Source organism: Vibrio sp. Y29_XK_CS5 (assembly GCF_024181835.1).
GTDB lineage: Bacteria > Pseudomonadota > Gammaproteobacteria > Enterobacterales > Vibrionaceae > Vibrio > Vibrio harveyi.
This window is the reverse complement of sequence record NZ_JAMZAM010000001.1, coordinates 1,579,561-1,595,456: the sequence shown is the minus strand read 5'-3', so window position 1 is coordinate 1,595,456 and position 15,896 is coordinate 1,579,561. Positions and strand designations below refer to the sequence as shown.

Sequence of the window (15,896 nt, the reverse complement as noted above, 5' to 3'; positions counted from 1 at the left end):
GTGCTGTTGCTGTTGCTGTTGCTGTTGCTGTTGCTGTTGCTGTTGCTGTTGCTGTTGCTGTTGCTGTTGCTGTTGCTGTTGCTGTTGCTGTTGCTGTTGCTGTTGCTGTTGCTGTTGCTGTTGCTGTTTCAGTTTCTCCTCTACAACCGACAGGTTCTTTTTCGCAGCATCAAAGTCAGGTTTTTCTTTGATTAACTGTTCGTAGAGTTTTTCTGCATCTTCCAATTGCCCGTTTTGGGCTAGTGCGTTCGCAAGGTTATAACGTCCATTCAAACTTGGGTTATTTGAGAATGCTTCAATAGCGCTTTCATAGTCGCCCGCTTGATAACTTGCCGCGCCTTTCCAATTTGGATCGGTAAAGGTACTTTGCGCTTTCTCAAACTCACCTTGCTGGTAGAGTTGCTCACCTTTCTGATTTTGGTTTAGGAAGGCATTAGCTTCTGCTTTCGGCGTCCAAGTCATTGGCAATACTGTTGCGATGAGTACCCAAATCATGCCGCGTCGAAAGAGCAGAGCGGCAGGAAAAAGCAACAAAGGTAGCAACCAGAAACCACCATTCAAGCGAGAATCGGTTTTGACATCGTCACTTTGTTTCGCACCTAGGCTGTGGCTAGCGTTGTTGGTAAAGGCTGCGATGTTCTCAACATCACGGTTATTGTGCTGAATTGGCACAAACAGTCCGCCGGTTTCCTTTGCTAGCTTTTGCAAGTTTTTTAGGTTTGTTTTGGCTAGCACAGTATTACCTTGTCGGTTCTTCATTAATGAACCGTCAGGCAAGGCAATAGGCGCACCTGTTGCTGTGCCGATAGCGAGTACTGACACACGGATGTTTTTGCCGTTAAGCAATGCCAATGAGCGAGAAAGCTCAGTGTCATCTAAGTCGTCCGCTAATAGAACGATATCACCTTGACTCACGCCTGCTTGAGTGAACTGGTTCACTGCTGTTTCAATTGCTGATGGTAAGTTAGAGCCTTGGTAGGGCATTAACTCAGGAGACAAGTTTTCGATAATACCTGCAAGTGTGCTGGAGTCTGTCGTGAGTGGACTAAGTGTATAAGCGTCACCAGCGTAGGCGACCAAACCAGTGGAGCCTTCTTTCCATTTCGGCAGTAAATCCAGTGCCTTATAGCGCGTTTGTGACAGTCGATTTGGCTTCACGTCCGTTGCGTACATAGAGCGTGACATGTCCAGAACTAGCACTCGATTTTGGCTCAACTCAAAGCTTGGGCGAGTGTTGGTTTGCCAACTAGGACCTGCCAAGGCGATACATGCTACTGCCCAAGCCACTCCCCATACTGCAAAGTAATGTTTGGTTTTGACTGAATGACCAAGCATCTTTGCTAAATGAGGAGCAATTAATGATGACTTTTTCGTTCTGTACTGACTATTAAGGGCAAGCGCGACAGGAACGACGAGCAAGCCTAGCAACCAATATGGGTGTAAGAAAGTAAACTCAGCCATGTTTTCTCCTTACTACAAACAAGAACACGGAAAGTGCAAGTGCTGCGCCTAGTGGATAAGGGAACCATTCCGACTGAGGACGCCAGGTTTGGGTTTCACTAGAGACTGGTTCTAGTTGGTTAATGGTGTCGTAGATCTTTTCAAGTTCTTTAGCATCACGCGCTCGGAAGTACTGACCACCTGTCATTTCTGCGATCTTTGTAAGTGTCTGCTCATCAAGATCTGAAGCCGTATTTACTTTGCGCGTCATGAAGAAGTCTTTCACCATCATTTCGCCAGCACCTACGCCAACGGTGTAAATAGTGGCATTGTATTTTTTGGCAATCTTAGCCGCTTCGATAGGATCGAGAACTCCCGATGTGTTGCTCCCGTCACTAAGCAAGATCATGACACGTTGTGGCGCATCACTATCGACAAAGGTTTTTGTTCCTAGACCGATACCATCACCAATCGCGGTGCTATTGCCCACCAAACCAATTACGGTTTGGTTGATTTGTTGCATCACGGTTTTGCGATCTGCGGTCAAAGGCGTTTGCAGATAAGCGTGGTCACCGAATAAAACCACACCTAAACGATCACCTTGGCGCTTTGCTACGAAGTCGGATAAGACTTTTTTGACTGCGGTTAGGCGGTCGATGTATTCGCCATTGTAGTTCATGTCTTCTTTCTGCATTGAGCCAGATAAGTCGACCACTAACATCATATCGCGGTACTTGGGTTGGAAGTCGACCGGATCGCCATACCAAACGGGGCGAGCACAGGCGATGACCAATAGAGCCCATACTCCAACAGACAGGGCTTTTTGTACCAGTTGCTTTGGTTTACTGTTGTGCTGATTATCTGGCAAATACGCCAGTTTAATTTCAGCTTGCTGAGTCTCTTCAGGGAAGAACTTAAAAATTATCCAAGGTAGGGGCAGTAATAGCAGTGCCCACCACCAGACAAACTCAATGTTCATCCACTGAGAAAGGCTCGAAACGAGAGTTGCCTCAGTCACGAGTTTTTGCCTTTTTCTTTGGTGGCAATGCGGTCGAAATCCAGAAAGTGCAATCATCAATCAAATCCTGATGTTGCTCTTGACCAGATTTTTGATACAGCGCCGCTTGCCACTGTTGTTGTTTGTCGACGAATCGAGTTTCTTTGGTGTAACTATCAAGAAACTCGTACCAAGCAGAGCCTGTTAATGGCGCGATGTCTTCACGAGGGAAGTAACTCAAAGCTGCTTGACGAAGAACCTCTAATGCAGAAGAAGGCGTATGTGGTGTTATTGGGTTGGTTAACAGTTTCAATGCGGTCTTCTTTGCAACAAGACGCTTTGAACGCCACCTTAAGTACAATGCGACAATTAAGATGGAAAGAATTACACCGCCCAAAACAGCCCACCATCCCCAAGCTAGTGGGAACCAATCAGGTGCATTAGGTAGGATCAAAGGTTCAAGGTTTAGGCTTTGGTTATTCGTTGTCATTATTACTACTGCTTGAATGATTTGTATGTTGTTGCTGTTATTAGCTTAATTGCTGAACCAGCGGTAACCCGCTCGATAGGCTATTAAACGGAATTGCCATGGAATGACATTGTTGTTTGATTGCTTGCTGATGTTTGACAAAGTGAGACTCTAATTCCTTACGTTGTCCCTTTGAGCCGAAGTTAAACCATTGACTACGGTGTCCATCAGACGCTTTTGCTTGTCCTCTAAAGTCAGTTTCGCCTCGCTCTAGAGGATCATAAAACTGCACTGCACGAACACTGTTGTGTTGTTTTAACCGGCGTAGTTGAACCAACTCTTTCTCTTCAACTTGAGCAAAATCACTCAGCAGAATCAGTTCACTGCCTTTCGGAGTGAGGTTGTGCAGCGTTTCAATTGCACTCATGTATGGCAACGTGCGTGTGCTGGCAGCTTGTTGATTTGTAAGTAATTGATTGTGAGTATTCACTATCGCGTCAAGAATTCTCAGCCCTTGCTTTTGTAAAGAGGAAGGGCGGAACTCAATGCACTGGGAACCATCATCAATCACCGCGCCAATGCGGTCTTTCTTGGCTAATGTTAGCCAAATCAAGACGCTAGCGAAGTGCGCCAGTTGAACCGATTTCAACACGTATTGCGATCCGAAGTGCATACTAGGACTCAAGTCGATGTACAAAATCACCGCTTGTTCTTTGTCTTCAGCAAACAACTTGGTGTGCGCTTTTCCCGTTCGAGCAGTAACTCGCCAATCGATGCTGCGGATATCATCACCCGCTTGGTATTGGCGCACTTCCATAAAGTCCATACCACGACCTTTTTGACGGCTGGTATGATTACCGCTCATTTGTGACCAAATACTCTGGGCTGGTGGCAACCAACGAACCGATTGAGTGCGATATTGAAGCAGCTCTTCTAGGGTCAATGTCACCCCATTCGCATGAGGTGGCAATGTATATGATGCAGACATGTCACCTACCTACGTTATGCGCTACCTACAAGGCTAAGAAGTTTGTCGATAACCTGATTCGCTGTAATGCCTTCTGCTTGAGCGTGGTAGCTAAGTAGAAGACGGTGGCGTAGCACAGGGTAGGCCATGGCTTGAACATCTTCTGGTGAGACGAAGTCACGACCTGCTAGCCATGCATGAGCGCGAGCACAACGGTCAAGGGCGATTGTCGCGCGTGGGCTCACCCCCATAGACAACCATTTCGCTAATTCTGAGTCGTAGTCACTTGGCTGTCGAGTTGCCATAACAAGACGAACGATGTATTGCTCAATCGCATCTGCCATATGGATATTGAGTACTTCTTTACGCGCAGTGAAGATGTCTTCTTGACTTAAGCTTGGACGCTCAACCGTTGCTTCACCTTTTGCCTCCCCACGGTTGATGCGCAAGATCGCCAGTTCATGCTCTGCATCTGGGTAATCTACATCAAGGTGCAACAAGAAGCGGTCGAGCTGCGCTTCTGGAAGTGGGTAAGTACCTTCTTGTTCAATCGGGTTTTGTGTCGCCATCACCAAAAATAGCTCTGGTAGGGCATAGGTGTTTCTTCCCGCTGTCACTTGCTTCTCAGCCATTGCTTCAAGCATCGCAGCTTGCACTTTAGCCGGCGCACGGTTGATCTCATCGGCAAGGATCAATGAGTTGAAAATTGGACCAGACTGGAAGGTAAACTCGCCTGTTTCTGGACGGAAGATATCGGTGCCCGTCAAGTCTGCTGGCAGTAAGTCAGGTGTGAACTGAATTCGGTGGAAATCACCTTCTACACAATCCGACAGAGACTTAACCGCACGAGTCTTAGCCAATCCTGGAGGACCTTCAACCAAGATGTGCCCATCGGCAAGTAGAGCAATAAGAAGCTGTTTAACGAGATCATGCTGACCAATGATCTGAGACTCTAAGTAGCTTTGAAGAGTTTCGAAGTTTGTTTTGTGCATTTTTTGGACTCTCTGGGTATCCATATGATTCTTGTTTTGAGTATTGGTCACTTTCTCAAGGGGAAAAGTTCCAGTACGTCCGCGTAATTTATCTTTTCAATATTGGGGCGAGTAAAGTGATTGCAAGCCATTGAAAAGCGTGAATTACCTTACTCGACAGTCTGTTACATCACATTTGCATAATTTTGTGAGAATTTTCTCTAGTTTTGTAGGGGGAGGTCGATATAGATTTCATGCCGTGCATACCAAGCTTATATGCACCTAGTTTTACTCTGTTCAGAATGCAGATAATAAGTGATTCTTTTAAAGGTCCAGATATGTTGAAACTTAACTCCCTGAGTATCAAACAGAAGGTTGTCATCGGTATTACTTTTGCCGTTCTTGCTTCTACAATTATTGTCGGTGTGATGGCTCAGCGCCATGCACGTGAGGTGCTAAGTCACCGCTTAATCGACATTGAGCTGCCTGCTATGTTGCAGCAAATTAATACTGAAATTGACCGCGAAGTTGTACAGATGCAACAAGCGGCAAAACAACTTGCTACTAATGAATTTGTCGTTGAAGCCCTATCAACGACAGACCGTAACCCATCAGTAGAAGCACAACTTGTTCAACAGCTTAACAATGTTAAATCCCAATATCAGTTGAACGACGCTTCCGTTGCGAACCGACAAACGGCTTACTACTGGAACCAAAATGGTTTCCTGCGTCAACTTAACCACTCACAAGACGCATGGTTCTTTGGGTTTACTTCTTCTGGTCAAGATACGTCAGTTAGCGTATTCCAAGAAGCGAATGGCGACGTGAAAATGTTTGCCAACTACCAAGACGTAAACGGTATTTCGATGTCTGGTCTGTCTAAGTCGATGGATGACATGGTATCGCTACTTAATGGATTTAAAATTGAGAAAACGGGTTATGTGTTCCTAACAAATAGTAAAGGTGACATCCAAATCCATCGCCAACAAGGTAAGAACAAAACATCTATTAATCAATTGTTCGGCGGCGCAGTATCTCAATTGCTAAATAAAGGTCACTTTAATCTAGTTACGACTGAGTTCGAAGGGCAAGACATGTTTGTGTCGAGCCTATACGTGCCATCAATGGACTGGTTTGTTGTTGGTGTGGTTCCTGTGAATGAAGTGTTTGCTGATCTGGATGCAACCGCAGAGAAAATGTTGTTCACAACAGCAATCGTGGCGCTGATCTTCATTGCGATGGGTGTTCTACTTGCCAACAGCATTACTAACCCAATTCGTCAAATTGCTGACCGCTTCACTGACCTCGGTGAAGGTGAGGGTGATCTTGCTCAGCGTATTGAAATCAAAGGTAACGACGAAATCGCTCAGCTATCAAAAGGCTTTAACGGCTTTATTGAGAAGATCCACGCTACCATGAAAGAAGTATCACTAACTAGTGGTGCGCTAAGCCAAGCAGCAGACAGTGTTTCAAGTAAGGCAACATCTACGCACGATAATAGCCAAGAGCAACGCGACCAAACTATTCAGGTAGTAACAGCGATCAACCAAATGGGTGCGACGATCAGTGAGATCGCATCTAATGCGGCAACAGCGGCAGATACGGCAAACCAAGCGTCTGATAACACCCAAACAGGCCGTCAAGTCGTAACGCAAGCAAAAGAAGTGATCAGTCGCCTTGCTGGTGATGTGGAAACCACAAGCATGGTGGTCACTCAACTTGCGACAACGACCAAAGACATTGGCTCAATTTTGGATGTGATTCGTGATATCTCTGAGCAAACCAACTTACTTGCACTTAACGCTGCGATCGAAGCTGCGCGTGCGGGTGAGCAAGGTCGAGGCTTTGCTGTGGTAGCGGATGAAGTGCGTAATCTTGCGTCACGTACTGCTGATTCTACTGAAGAGATCCAGAAGATGATTAACCAACTTCAAAGTGATGCTCAAGATGCTGTGACAGCAATGGAAGCGGGTAAAGCGGTAACGTTTGAAGGTGTGGCATCAACAGATGAAGCCGTGGATGTTCTGATGAATATCTCTGAGCGTATCGCCGATATTTCAGATCGAAATACGCAAGTCGCGACGGCAACAGAAGAGCAATCAACCGTTGTACATACCATCAACCAGAACATTGAAGAAATTAACGCTATCAATGAAATGACCACTGCGACGGCAGAAGAGTTGGCTGGCGCAAGTCGAGATCTACAAGAACTGTCATCTCGCTTGGATAAGATGGTTGGTAGCTTCAAGCTCTAGAGTTGGATAGAATAGACCTAGTTTACAAGTTTAACGACTCGATATTTAGGTAAGTACTATGAATGATTTCGAAAAAGAACTAGAACTGATCTCACAAGAAGCCGGTGACGAGCCTGAAGTGAAGCTACCATCTCTTGAAGAACAACAAGAAATCGTAGCGGAACTGAAGAAGCTAGAAGCTGAAGGAAAGCTGACACCAGAGGTTCTTGAGCAATACTTTGGTAAGTTCAATCAGAAAAATTCAGTGCCAGTTCACTAATAAAGAGGGAGTTTTATACTCCCTTTTTTAATACCCGCCATTTAACTCACCCTATTAATCTATTTATTAATCAACAGATTAATCCTTGTTACTACTTTTTTTCATACTTGACAATACTCCCGCTGTACCTAAATCTATTGCTTATTTCAATCAAAATGATTAAGGACTGCAAACGAGATGGAGCACAAAGATATAAGGAACGTAATTTTAATTACTGAGGATAGCTTGCAGTCTTCATTGTTGAGAGATGTTCTTGAAACCAAACTCGGTATTAATGTCTTTCTGATAGCCCCTGAAAAGCTCACCAAGCACACAATTCCATTGGAAGCAGTCTCCGCTATATTACTCGATTATAGTGTTATGACTGATGAAGTCTTCTCTCGTTACATGGAGTTTAAAAAAGCAGAGCTAAAAGATGCCATTGAAGTTCTGTTAAATTGTGACAAATCGATTTCAACGGAAGAGCTATTTGTATGGCAGACACTCGCGGGTATCTTCTACACATCGGACGATATCAGCACATTACAGGCTGGAATTGGCAAAGTATTACAGGGTGACATGTGGTTTAGCCGTAAGTTTTCTCAGCAATACATCACCCATCTGCGCAGACATAGCAGACCAGTTAATAAGAGCGTGTCCGCAATTTTGACCAAAAGAGAGCAACAAATCATCACCTTCCTTTCTATGGGGGCTTCGAATCAACAGATCGCTGAGCAACTATTTGTGAGCGAAAATACTGTTAAGACTCACCTCCACAATATTTTCAAGAAGATTGATGTAAAAAACAGAGTGCAAGCATTAATTTGGGCTAAAGAAAACATTTCAGGTTTATCGATTGCCGTATAAAACTTATAGGGACTCCCCTTTCTAGCCTTAGTTTGCGAGTCAGATCTTATATAGATATTTGATATGTAAAAAGTGTTTCTTTTATGAGAAACACTTTTTTTGTTTATGATTTTAACGAAATTGCAATTCAAAAAAGTAGGAAATAAACATACTCTAGCGACTAGCACTTAGATATGAGACCAAGTGCTGATTAATAATTATTAAATTTAGAATGATACGTTAGTGAAAGTATGAGAAACATTATGGAAAACAATAAGGATAAGCCTGAAATCCTAATGATCACTCAGCAAAGTTTACAGAGTGAAAACTTCAAGGAGATGCTTTCTAAGAATACCGAAACCAAGATTACGATTATTGATAACAAGAATCCTAGTTACCACGAACTTATTCCAGAGAAGTATTTTCTACTTGTTGACTTTTCTATAGATACTCCTTCTGAAACTTTAGATTATTTAAAAAATAATGAAAAAGTACTAGGAACAATAATGCTTAACCTTGGGCATGAGCTTCAAATAGAAGAGTTGGCTGCGTGGCCTTTCGTGAAAGGGATTTTTGGTCCCAATGATTCTATGAACAAGTTATGTCAGGGCTTAGAGGCAATTATAAAAGGCGAAAACTGGTTATCACGTCGACTGTTAGAACAGTTACTTACTTATTACAAAGATAAGGAAGTGAATCGAATTATTGAGCCAGCTATAGAAGTGGAGTTAACCCGACGAGAAATACAAGTGCTACAGATTTTGAAAGAAGGTGGCTCAAATATGGAAATTGCCGATTCTTTATTTATCAGTGAACATACAATTAAATCTCATCTTTATAACATTTTTAGAAAAATTGAAGTAAAGAATCGAACCCAAGCAACAAGTTGGGCAAAAAGAAATCTTTAGTACTACTAGTAACTCTTTGTATTGGATAAAGAATATTGAAGAAAGTATGAGTTAATATTTTTTTGATAATTGAGTCAGCTTTAAATCTCATCCCATATTCAAACTCGCTCCTTTGAGGTTATTTATTAGACTTTTTATGTCTGAAATTGAGTCGTAGTCCAGACGTGAAAAGGTCTATTCAAAAATAAAGCCAAGAGGGAACAATAATGAGTATAAATCATACGCACAACGGTGATTCAGGTGACAACCATAAAACTGACTTTGATGGCGGCAACGACATCTTTGTTGGATTTGGTGGCAATGACTCCTTTGTTGCGGGCGGCGGCAATGACTACGTCGTAGGTGGCGCGGGAGACGATCGTCTTATTGGCGGTGCCGGAGATGATATTTTGAAGGCTGGTGAAGGCAATGATTACTTGGGCGGAGGTACAGGTAATGACAAATTGCTAGGGCTATTAGGTGACAACAAGCTTAACGGTGGTGTCGGTGACGATACGCTTCTATCTGGTTCAGGTGACAATGTGCTGATCGGTGGTACTGGCGCAGATAAGTTTATCTTCACAGATAAGTTTGGTGGTCATGGTGAGGCGAAGGTCGTTGATTTCACTATTGGTGAAGATTCACTTCATATCGTCAGTGATTCAGTAACATCATATGAAGACCTGACGTTTACTTACGATGCGAACGGCAGCGCAGTGTTCACGGACGGTGCAGACTTAACTGTGAAACTAATTGGCGTCACGCAAGAAGATATCGAGTCATACGGAAGCGACTTATTCATTATCTAAGTCATTCTATTGGGCGCTAAATTACTAGCGCCCACGTATCAACATATGTGGATGTAATCGTGCAAAATACGGTTTTCAAAGAAGTTAAACAGAAACTGTGCACGCTCACAGGTTTGCTGATTGGCTTTAGTTTATTTATAAATTTATTAGTACTTTCAATCCCTTTGTACATGTTGCAGGTGTACAATCGTGTAATCTCTTCCTATTCCATTGATACGCTTTTCTTATTAACGGTTATCGTACTTGCAGCGCTACTAACCATGTCGTTTATCGATATTGCTCGCGCTCAAATGAGTAAATCCTTCGGTTATTGGATAGATTCAAAACTGTCGGTATTTATGCTTAAACGCAGTATTCAATACCAAGCCCACACGGGTAAAAGCTACACCTCTCAAGTGCTGAGAGACATTCAAAACATCAAAAGCTTTTTAAGTAGCCAAGCGCCATACCCTTTACTTGATGCTCCTTGGACCCCCGTTTTCATTTTATTCGTTTATCTGCTGCACCCTATGTTGGGTCACATAGCCCTAGGTGGCTCTATTGTGCTGTTTAGTTTGGGGTTAATTAATGAGCTTGTGACACGCAAAACCTTACAAGAGAGTGAAGTTCGTTCGATTTCTCATATCAATCAAGCAGAAGTCGCGACTCAAAACTCAAACTCAATCATTGCGATGGGCATGATGAACGCCTTTTTAGAGCGTTGGTATTCTAGAGTGAATGAATCCAACCAGTTGGAGCAGCGTGTGGCGGGTAAATCGATCTACCTTGCTAATTTCTCCAAGTTTGTTCGAGGCTCATTACAAATTTGTTTGTTAGGTGGTGGCGCATGGTTGGTAATCCAGCATGAGATCACTGCAGGCGCGATGATTGCGAGCTCAATTTTAATGAGTCGAGCACTATCACCGATGGAGCAAGCGATCGGCACTTGGCGCAGTGCAATGTCGGCAAAAAACGCTTACAGCCGTCTGTTTGAAATAGACAAGATTGTCAAACACGATGAGTCTGATATGCCTTTGCCTCGACCTAAGGGGCACTTCGAATTGACAGGTTTAGCCTATCGCCATCCTGGTGCAACGGAGCCAGTTTTGTCTGCCATTACGCTGTCTATCCCTCCCGGTGTGTCTGTTGGCGTAATTGGTCCTTCAGGCACTGGTAAATCGACCTTTGCTAGATTGCTCCTTGGTAATATCAAGCCTCTTGCGGGCAAAGTGACGTTAGATGGCATGGAAGTCTCTACATGGGCTTCTGAAGATCGGGGAGCACATTTCGGTTACTTAGCACAAGAAGTGGAATTGTTTCCTGGGACTATTCGGGAAAATATTGCGCGTTTCAAAGACGAAGACCCCGCTAAAGTGATTCAAGCCGCTCAGCTAGCTGGTTGTCATGAGCTCATACTAAAGAAAAACAAAGGCTATGATTTCATGGTCGGTGAAAATGGACGAGGTTTATCGGGTGGAGAACGCCAACGAATTGCTTTAGCCAGAGCCGTTTATGGTGACCCTTCGGTCGTTGTATTTGATGAAGCAAACGCAAACTTAGACGGAGAGGGGGAAGCGGCGTACCAACGCTTGATTGCTCACCTTAAATCCCAAGGTTCTACCGTGATTGTGATTGCCCATAGCCCAAGCACGTTAAGGCAAATGGACCGATTGCTCTACTTGGCTGAGGGGCGCGTGAAGCTGTATGGAGCGAGAGATGAAGTTCTTAAGCGTTTAATGGGTGAAGAGAGAACAGATATACCGAGGGTGCGAAATGAGCAATCAACTGCCAACCGTTAACGAATTAGCTGCTGAAAAGGTGGTGCGCTTTATGCCATCTTCGGAGCTTCGTTTAAAAGGTCCCATTTTGCTTGGCGTACTTACACTATCGCTATTTTTAGGTGGGCTTGGTTATTGGGCGGCGACGTCTAAGCTTGAGAGTGCAGCTATCGCTTATGGTGATCTTTCTGTATTGAGCAAACGACAAGAGATCCAACATCTAGAGGGGGGCATTATTGAAAAGCTCTACGTTCAAGAAGGCGACTTGGTTGAAAAAGGGCAATTACTTATTCAGCTCTCGCAGCGTCAAGCTAACGCTAAGCTGGACTCTGTTGGCGGTCAGTACATCCACACTATCGCAAAAGAAAATCGTCTCAATGCAGAGTTGGATGAGCTTCCAGAGATTGTTTGGTCGCAAGATCTAACAATGTTCGTGAACAGTGAGATTGTTGCCGAAGCAAAGTCTGTTCAAAACAAGATTTTTGAGGCAAGAAAACGCTTTTTTAACAGCAAGTTAAACATCATTGCGCAGAGTGTTTCCGGCGCGAGTTTGGAATTGGATAACCTTAAGGAAACCAAAGTAATTGAGAGGGAGCGCCTCAAATTTATCGAAGAGGAAATTGCGAGCAATCAAGCTTTGGTACAGAAAGGGTTTTCAGGTAAGTCAGCTTTATTACAGCTAAAGCGCCTTGCTGCAGAAGTACGAAGCACCTTAAGTCAGCTTGATCGCCAGTCTCTCACCGTCAGCAAGCGTTTGGATGAGAACCAAGCTAAAGTTGAAGAGCTAAAACTTGAACGGCTCAATGAAATCGTAGAAGAGTTGCGTAACACTAAGAAAGAGATCGTTTCAATTCGTGAGGAGTACCGTTCGGCGAAAGACGTTGTTGCGCGTACTGCCATTGTTGCGCCAATCTCTGGCAGAGTGGTCAACATGCAAGTATTTACCGAGCAAGGTGTTATCGGCTCTGGTGAAACCTTATTGGAATTGGTTCCTCAAGACGATAAGTTGTTGGTGGAAGCTCGAGTAAGCCCTCAAGATATTGATTTGATCAGTCCAGGGCAACATGCTCAAGTGCGTTTAACGGCTTTAAATGCAAGAACACTTGCACCGCTAGATGGCACAGTATTAACCGTCTCTGCTGATAAATTATCTGAGCAGAATCAAGATGACTTTTATCTCGCTCGTATTGCGCTGTCTCAAGACGATGTTGCGAAGCATAGGCTGACATCTGGTATGAATGCAGAAGTGTTGATTCTGTCTGAACCGAGAACACCCCTAAGTTATTTGGTTAAACCATTAACGGAGAGTATGAATCGCGCATTCCGAGAAGATTGATGGATAGCTTCTGTTTGAAATCTCATCACAGTGTTTACACAAATAAATAATCCACTACGCCAGTCACATTTTGCGACGTTGTGATGTGCTTTGATGCGCTTTTATTTTGGTGAGATGAACGATGAGAACAGAAAAAGAAAAAATGCTGGCAGGCGAGCCATACGATGCTTGGGACCAAGAGCTCTACCAAGCGCGAATTGAATGCCGAAAGGTTCTGCAAAAGATTAACAACAGCATTCCTGATACGGATGAATGGCGAAGTGCGATTGATGAATTGATCCCTGATTCTGAAGGGGCGTACCTTGAACCGCCATTTCGGTGCGACTACGGCTCAAACATTAAAGTGGGTAAAAACTTCTATGCCAACTTCAATTGCGTGGTGTTAGATGTCGCGGAAGTCCACATTGGGGACAATGTTTTGTTTGCTCCTAACGTGCAAATTTACACTGCGGGTCACCCTCTCGATGTCAGAGGACGCGTGGAAGAAGGCGTTGAATTTGGCACGCCAATTACGATTGGTGACAATGTATGGCTGGGGGGCGGTGTGATTGTTTGCCCTGGTGTCACTATCGGTGAGAATTCTGTTATTGGGGCGGGTAGTGTCGTGACAAAGGATGTCCCAGCGAATGTTGTAGCCGCTGGTAACCCATGCAAAGTAATTCGTTCTATTGAGCAGTAAAGGCGAAGTAAATAAACTAAAAAGCGCAAGTAGACAAAAAGTACAAATAAACAAAAAGCCGACTCTGAGTCGGCTTTTTTGGGGTTCTCATTCTGAGTTCAAATAGACACTCGAGGTCTAAAGCATACTGGAATGTACTTGTTGACCTTGTTCGGTCAGTGAATAAATACGACCGTCTTCCTTGATCACCAAACCACTATTGACCAACTGTTTTAAGTGGAAATTAAACTTGGTGTGATCCTCAATACCCACCACTCGACATAGATCCATAAACTTCATTTTACGATGGATTTTAAGTTGCTTGATTACCGAGCGGCGAATTGGATTGGATAATGCACTAAAGATTTGGTCATGCTTTCTTTCATCAAGAGGGGATTTTGGTGAGCGTTCAGCATGGACGCGCTTTAAGGTGACCGATAGTGCAGCGAGGTTAAAAGGCTTAGTGAGAAACTCATCTGCCCCTTTTTTCATGGCGTCGACAGCAACGTCAACAGTAGCAAATGCCGTTGTGATGATAATACCAATGTTGGGATGTTGACGCCTTAAAGTGGAGAGAGCTTCAATACCTGTCATCCCAGTCATCACCACGTCGAATAGCGCTAAGTCAAAATGTTGCTCGCTAGCAATATCTAACGCATCCTCTGCATTATCACATGCGATGACTTCAAACGATTCCAAGGTTAATGCCTCAACGAGGACCTCTCTCAATTCTACATCGTCTTCTGCAAGTAAGAGTTTTAATGTCATTCAATGTTCCTTGGTAAGCGGATTTCAACTGTTAAGCCTGTTACCTGATCACTCTTTTTCGAGTTCCTCAAGTTTAGCTCGCCACCGTGTTGTAAGATAATTTGATTACTGATAGCCAGTCCCATTCCCGTACCTTCTCCCCGAGGTTTTGTGGTGTAGAACGGCGTCTTTGCTTTGGCGATTTTGTCTTGTGGCATCCCTGTTCCCCAATCCGAAATTGAGAGTGTTGCTACGAGTTTGTCTTGATAAGTTTCGATATAAATCTGTTTATGTTCTTGGCTTGCATCGATAGCGTTGCCGATGAGGTTTGTTACCACTTCTTCTAACTGGCCCGCATCGCCTCGCACACTCAATTTGTCGTCTAGTGATGTACTGACAATAAAGCCTTCTAAGCGGTATTGATTGAGAGACAAAGCATGTTCAACAACCTCTTTGAGCGAAACCACCTCACGTCGTATTGGCTTATGGTGAGCGTAGTTAAGTACTTCGTGGCTGATCTCTGCTGCGCGCTCAAGACCCTGCCGAATTCTAGCCAGTTGTCGATGAGTTGCTTCGTTATCCGGCAGCTGCTTTTCCAATAAATCGCAGCTCATGGTTGCGCTGGAGAGTGGTGTTTTAATCTCATGTGCAACCGCTGAGGTCAGTTCACCAAGTTCTTTTAATTTAGCGTCTTGTTGAGAGAGTTGGATATGACTTTCAAGCTGCTTGTTCTTTTCATCGTCAAATACTCTGAGGGCAATCCAAAGAGTGCACAAGATAGAGAGCGCACACACCATTCTAACGATCAGCACCCAAAGTCCTAAATCGACCGTCAGCGCGCCTGCGGCAATGCCATAAGCAACGAGAGAAAGCCCCGTCAGCTTAAAAGGCAGTGAAGCGCCATGACCTTCTTTTTCAAGAATATTGGCGTAGCTCATCATGGCTAGACCAGAGATGACTCCAGAGCCTAAACCAAAAATCCAGCGTACTTGGTTAGCGGTGTTATGGACATAAATGGCGTATTCTTTGTTGCCGAAGCGGTAAACCAAGCTAACGATAAATAGAGTCAGAACCGCAATCGCGGCGTATTTGATGTACTTGACCTTCTTCCAACTGGTCAGATCTAGCATCTTCCAAGCGAAAGCCCCGAGAGCAATGAATGAGAACAAGAGCTTAAATACTTTGAAAGTCTCTATGCCTTTAGTCAGGGTAAATTCGTGTTCATACATCACCAAGTAAAGTTCGGACCATTCATGGAAGCCGTGGATGAAACCAAATAAAGCCAGAATGGGCAGAGCAGAAGCAATAGCAATGCGACTTTTGCGTAGATCTCGAAACAGAATCGCAAAAAAGATGGCGAAGAAAGCTAAGCCATAGAAGAGGTAAATTTTGAAGATGAGTAACATATCCATCATTTGAGTCTAAAGGACTCCTTACCCTTCATCAATATTTAAAATTTGCAATCTTATTATTTTGCATTGCATACATATTTCCTTAGAAACGTCCCTATCTATATAGA

Annotated in this window: 15 protein-coding genes; 8 read left to right on the top strand and 7 right to left on the bottom strand. The window is 43.9% G+C overall.

All coding sequences use genetic code 11. From position 1 onward, the window contains the following. The 5 genes from NL647_RS07115 to NL647_RS07095 all read right to left on the bottom strand — a co-directional run. The coding region (locus tag NL647_RS07115) for a VWA domain-containing protein (protein WP_253649896.1) at window positions 1-1,461 on the bottom strand (1,461 nt) is incomplete at its 3' end. Then, entirely contained in the window at window positions 1,454-2,458 is a 1,005-nt protein-coding gene (locus tag NL647_RS07110) for a VWA domain-containing protein (protein WP_005452846.1), read from the bottom strand. The genes NL647_RS07110 and NL647_RS07115, both read right to left, overlap by 8 nt. Next, the gene (locus tag NL647_RS07105) at window positions 2,451-2,927 is read right to left on the bottom strand and encodes a DUF4381 domain-containing protein (protein ID WP_005452844.1); all 477 of its coding nucleotides are present in this window, start codon (window positions 2,925-2,927) and stop codon (window positions 2,451-2,453) included. The genes NL647_RS07110 and NL647_RS07105 overlap by 8 nt, the downstream gene beginning before the upstream one ends. Before the next feature lie 40 nt (window positions 2,928-2,967). Continuing rightward, window positions 2,968-3,894, bottom strand: a complete 927-nt coding sequence (locus NL647_RS07100; RefSeq protein WP_005452842.1) for a DUF58 domain-containing protein — start codon at window positions 3,892-3,894, stop codon at window positions 2,968-2,970. A 14-nt stretch (window positions 3,895-3,908) separates the two neighbouring features. Beyond that, window positions 3,909-4,865: a MoxR family ATPase gene (locus NL647_RS07095; RefSeq protein WP_005452840.1), complete on the bottom strand. Its 957-nt coding sequence runs from the start codon at window positions 4,863-4,865 to the stop codon at window positions 3,909-3,911. A 317-nt stretch (window positions 4,866-5,182) separates the two neighbouring features. On the opposite strand from NL647_RS07095, the gene NL647_RS07090 reads away from it, so the two are divergent. The 8 genes from NL647_RS07090 (at window position 5,183) to NL647_RS07055 (ending at window position 13,651) form a co-directional block, all read left to right on the top strand. Next, entirely contained in the window at window positions 5,183-7,099 is a 1,917-nt protein-coding gene (locus NL647_RS07090) for a methyl-accepting chemotaxis protein (protein ID WP_253649895.1), read from the top strand. Between the two features lie 58 nt (window positions 7,100-7,157). Then, entirely contained in the window at window positions 7,158-7,358 is a 201-nt protein-coding gene (locus NL647_RS07085) for a hypothetical protein (protein ID WP_005452830.1), read from the top strand. A gap of 177 nt (window positions 7,359-7,535) precedes the next feature. Continuing rightward, window positions 7,536-8,204: a LuxR C-terminal-related transcriptional regulator gene (locus tag NL647_RS07080; RefSeq protein ID WP_005452827.1), complete on the top strand. Its 669-nt coding sequence runs from the start codon at window positions 7,536-7,538 to the stop codon at window positions 8,202-8,204. 230 nt (window positions 8,205-8,434) lie between these two features. Then, complete coding sequence (locus NL647_RS07075) at window positions 8,435-9,091, top strand: LuxR C-terminal-related transcriptional regulator (RefSeq protein ID WP_017189577.1); 657 nt, start codon at window positions 8,435-8,437, stop codon at window positions 9,089-9,091. A 206-nt stretch (window positions 9,092-9,297) separates the two neighbouring features. Beyond that, window positions 9,298-9,879 carry a calcium-binding protein gene (locus tag NL647_RS07070; RefSeq protein WP_005452823.1) on the top strand — a complete coding sequence of 194 codons (582 nt, stop codon included), beginning with the start codon at window positions 9,298-9,300 and terminating at the stop codon, window positions 9,877-9,879. Window positions 9,880-9,938: 59 nt separating this feature from the next. Next, on the top strand, window positions 9,939-11,657 hold the full coding sequence (locus NL647_RS07065) for a type I secretion system permease/ATPase (protein WP_253649894.1): 1,719 nt from the start codon (window positions 9,939-9,941) through the stop codon (window positions 11,655-11,657). Continuing rightward, complete coding sequence (locus NL647_RS07060; protein WP_005452819.1) at window positions 11,632-12,972, top strand: HlyD family type I secretion periplasmic adaptor subunit; 1,341 nt, start codon at window positions 11,632-11,634, stop codon at window positions 12,970-12,972. Before NL647_RS07065 ends, NL647_RS07060 begins: the two co-directional genes overlap by 26 nt. Before the next feature lie 121 nt (window positions 12,973-13,093). Then, window positions 13,094-13,651: a sugar O-acetyltransferase gene (locus NL647_RS07055; RefSeq protein ID WP_009697016.1), complete on the top strand. Its 558-nt coding sequence runs from the start codon at window positions 13,094-13,096 to the stop codon at window positions 13,649-13,651. Between the two features lie 117 nt (window positions 13,652-13,768). Here the strand turns inward: NL647_RS07055 and NL647_RS07050 are convergent, their stop codons facing one another. Beyond that, window positions 13,769-14,398, bottom strand: a complete 630-nt coding sequence (locus NL647_RS07050; protein ID WP_005452815.1) for a response regulator — start codon at window positions 14,396-14,398, stop codon at window positions 13,769-13,771. Then, a complete protein-coding gene (locus NL647_RS07045) occupies window positions 14,395-15,789 on the bottom strand; it encodes a sensor histidine kinase (RefSeq protein ID WP_009697017.1) in 1,395 nt (464 codons plus the stop codon). Before NL647_RS07045 ends, NL647_RS07050 begins: the two co-directional genes overlap by 4 nt. Window positions 15,790-15,896: the final 107 nt, after the last annotated feature.

Bases quoted from the DNA above. Each gene is read 5' to 3' on its own strand.
- NL647_RS07070 (WP_005452823.1), top strand. From the start codon at position 9,298: ATGAGTATAAATCATACGCACAACGGTGATTCAGGTGACAACCATAAA.
- NL647_RS07090 (WP_253649895.1), top strand. From the start codon at position 5,183: ATGTTGAAACTTAACTCCCTGAGTATCAAACAGAAGGTTGTCATCGGT.
- NL647_RS07060 (WP_005452819.1), top strand. From the start codon at position 11,632: ATGAGCAATCAACTGCCAACCGTTAACGAATTAGCTGCTGAAAAGGTG.
- NL647_RS07105 (WP_005452844.1), bottom strand. From the start codon at position 2,927: ATGACAACGAATAACCAAAGCCTAAACCTTGAACCTTTGATCCTACCT.
- NL647_RS07095 (WP_005452840.1), bottom strand. From the start codon at position 4,865: ATGCACAAAACAAACTTCGAAACTCTTCAAAGCTACTTAGAGTCTCAG.
- NL647_RS07055 (WP_009697016.1), top strand. From the start codon at position 13,094: ATGAGAACAGAAAAAGAAAAAATGCTGGCAGGCGAGCCATACGATGCT.
- NL647_RS07100 (WP_005452842.1), bottom strand. From the start codon at position 3,894: ATGTCTGCATCATATACATTGCCACCTCATGCGAATGGGGTGACATTG.
- NL647_RS07075 (WP_017189577.1), top strand. From the start codon at position 8,435: ATGAGAAACATTATGGAAAACAATAAGGATAAGCCTGAAATCCTAATG.
- NL647_RS07080 (WP_005452827.1), top strand. From the start codon at position 7,536: ATGGAGCACAAAGATATAAGGAACGTAATTTTAATTACTGAGGATAGC.
- NL647_RS07085 (WP_005452830.1), top strand. From the start codon at position 7,158: ATGAATGATTTCGAAAAAGAACTAGAACTGATCTCACAAGAAGCCGGT.
- NL647_RS07050 (WP_005452815.1), bottom strand. From the start codon at position 14,398: ATGACATTAAAACTCTTACTTGCAGAAGACGATGTAGAATTGAGAGAG.
- NL647_RS07045 (WP_009697017.1), bottom strand. From the start codon at position 15,789: ATGGATATGTTACTCATCTTCAAAATTTACCTCTTCTATGGCTTAGCT.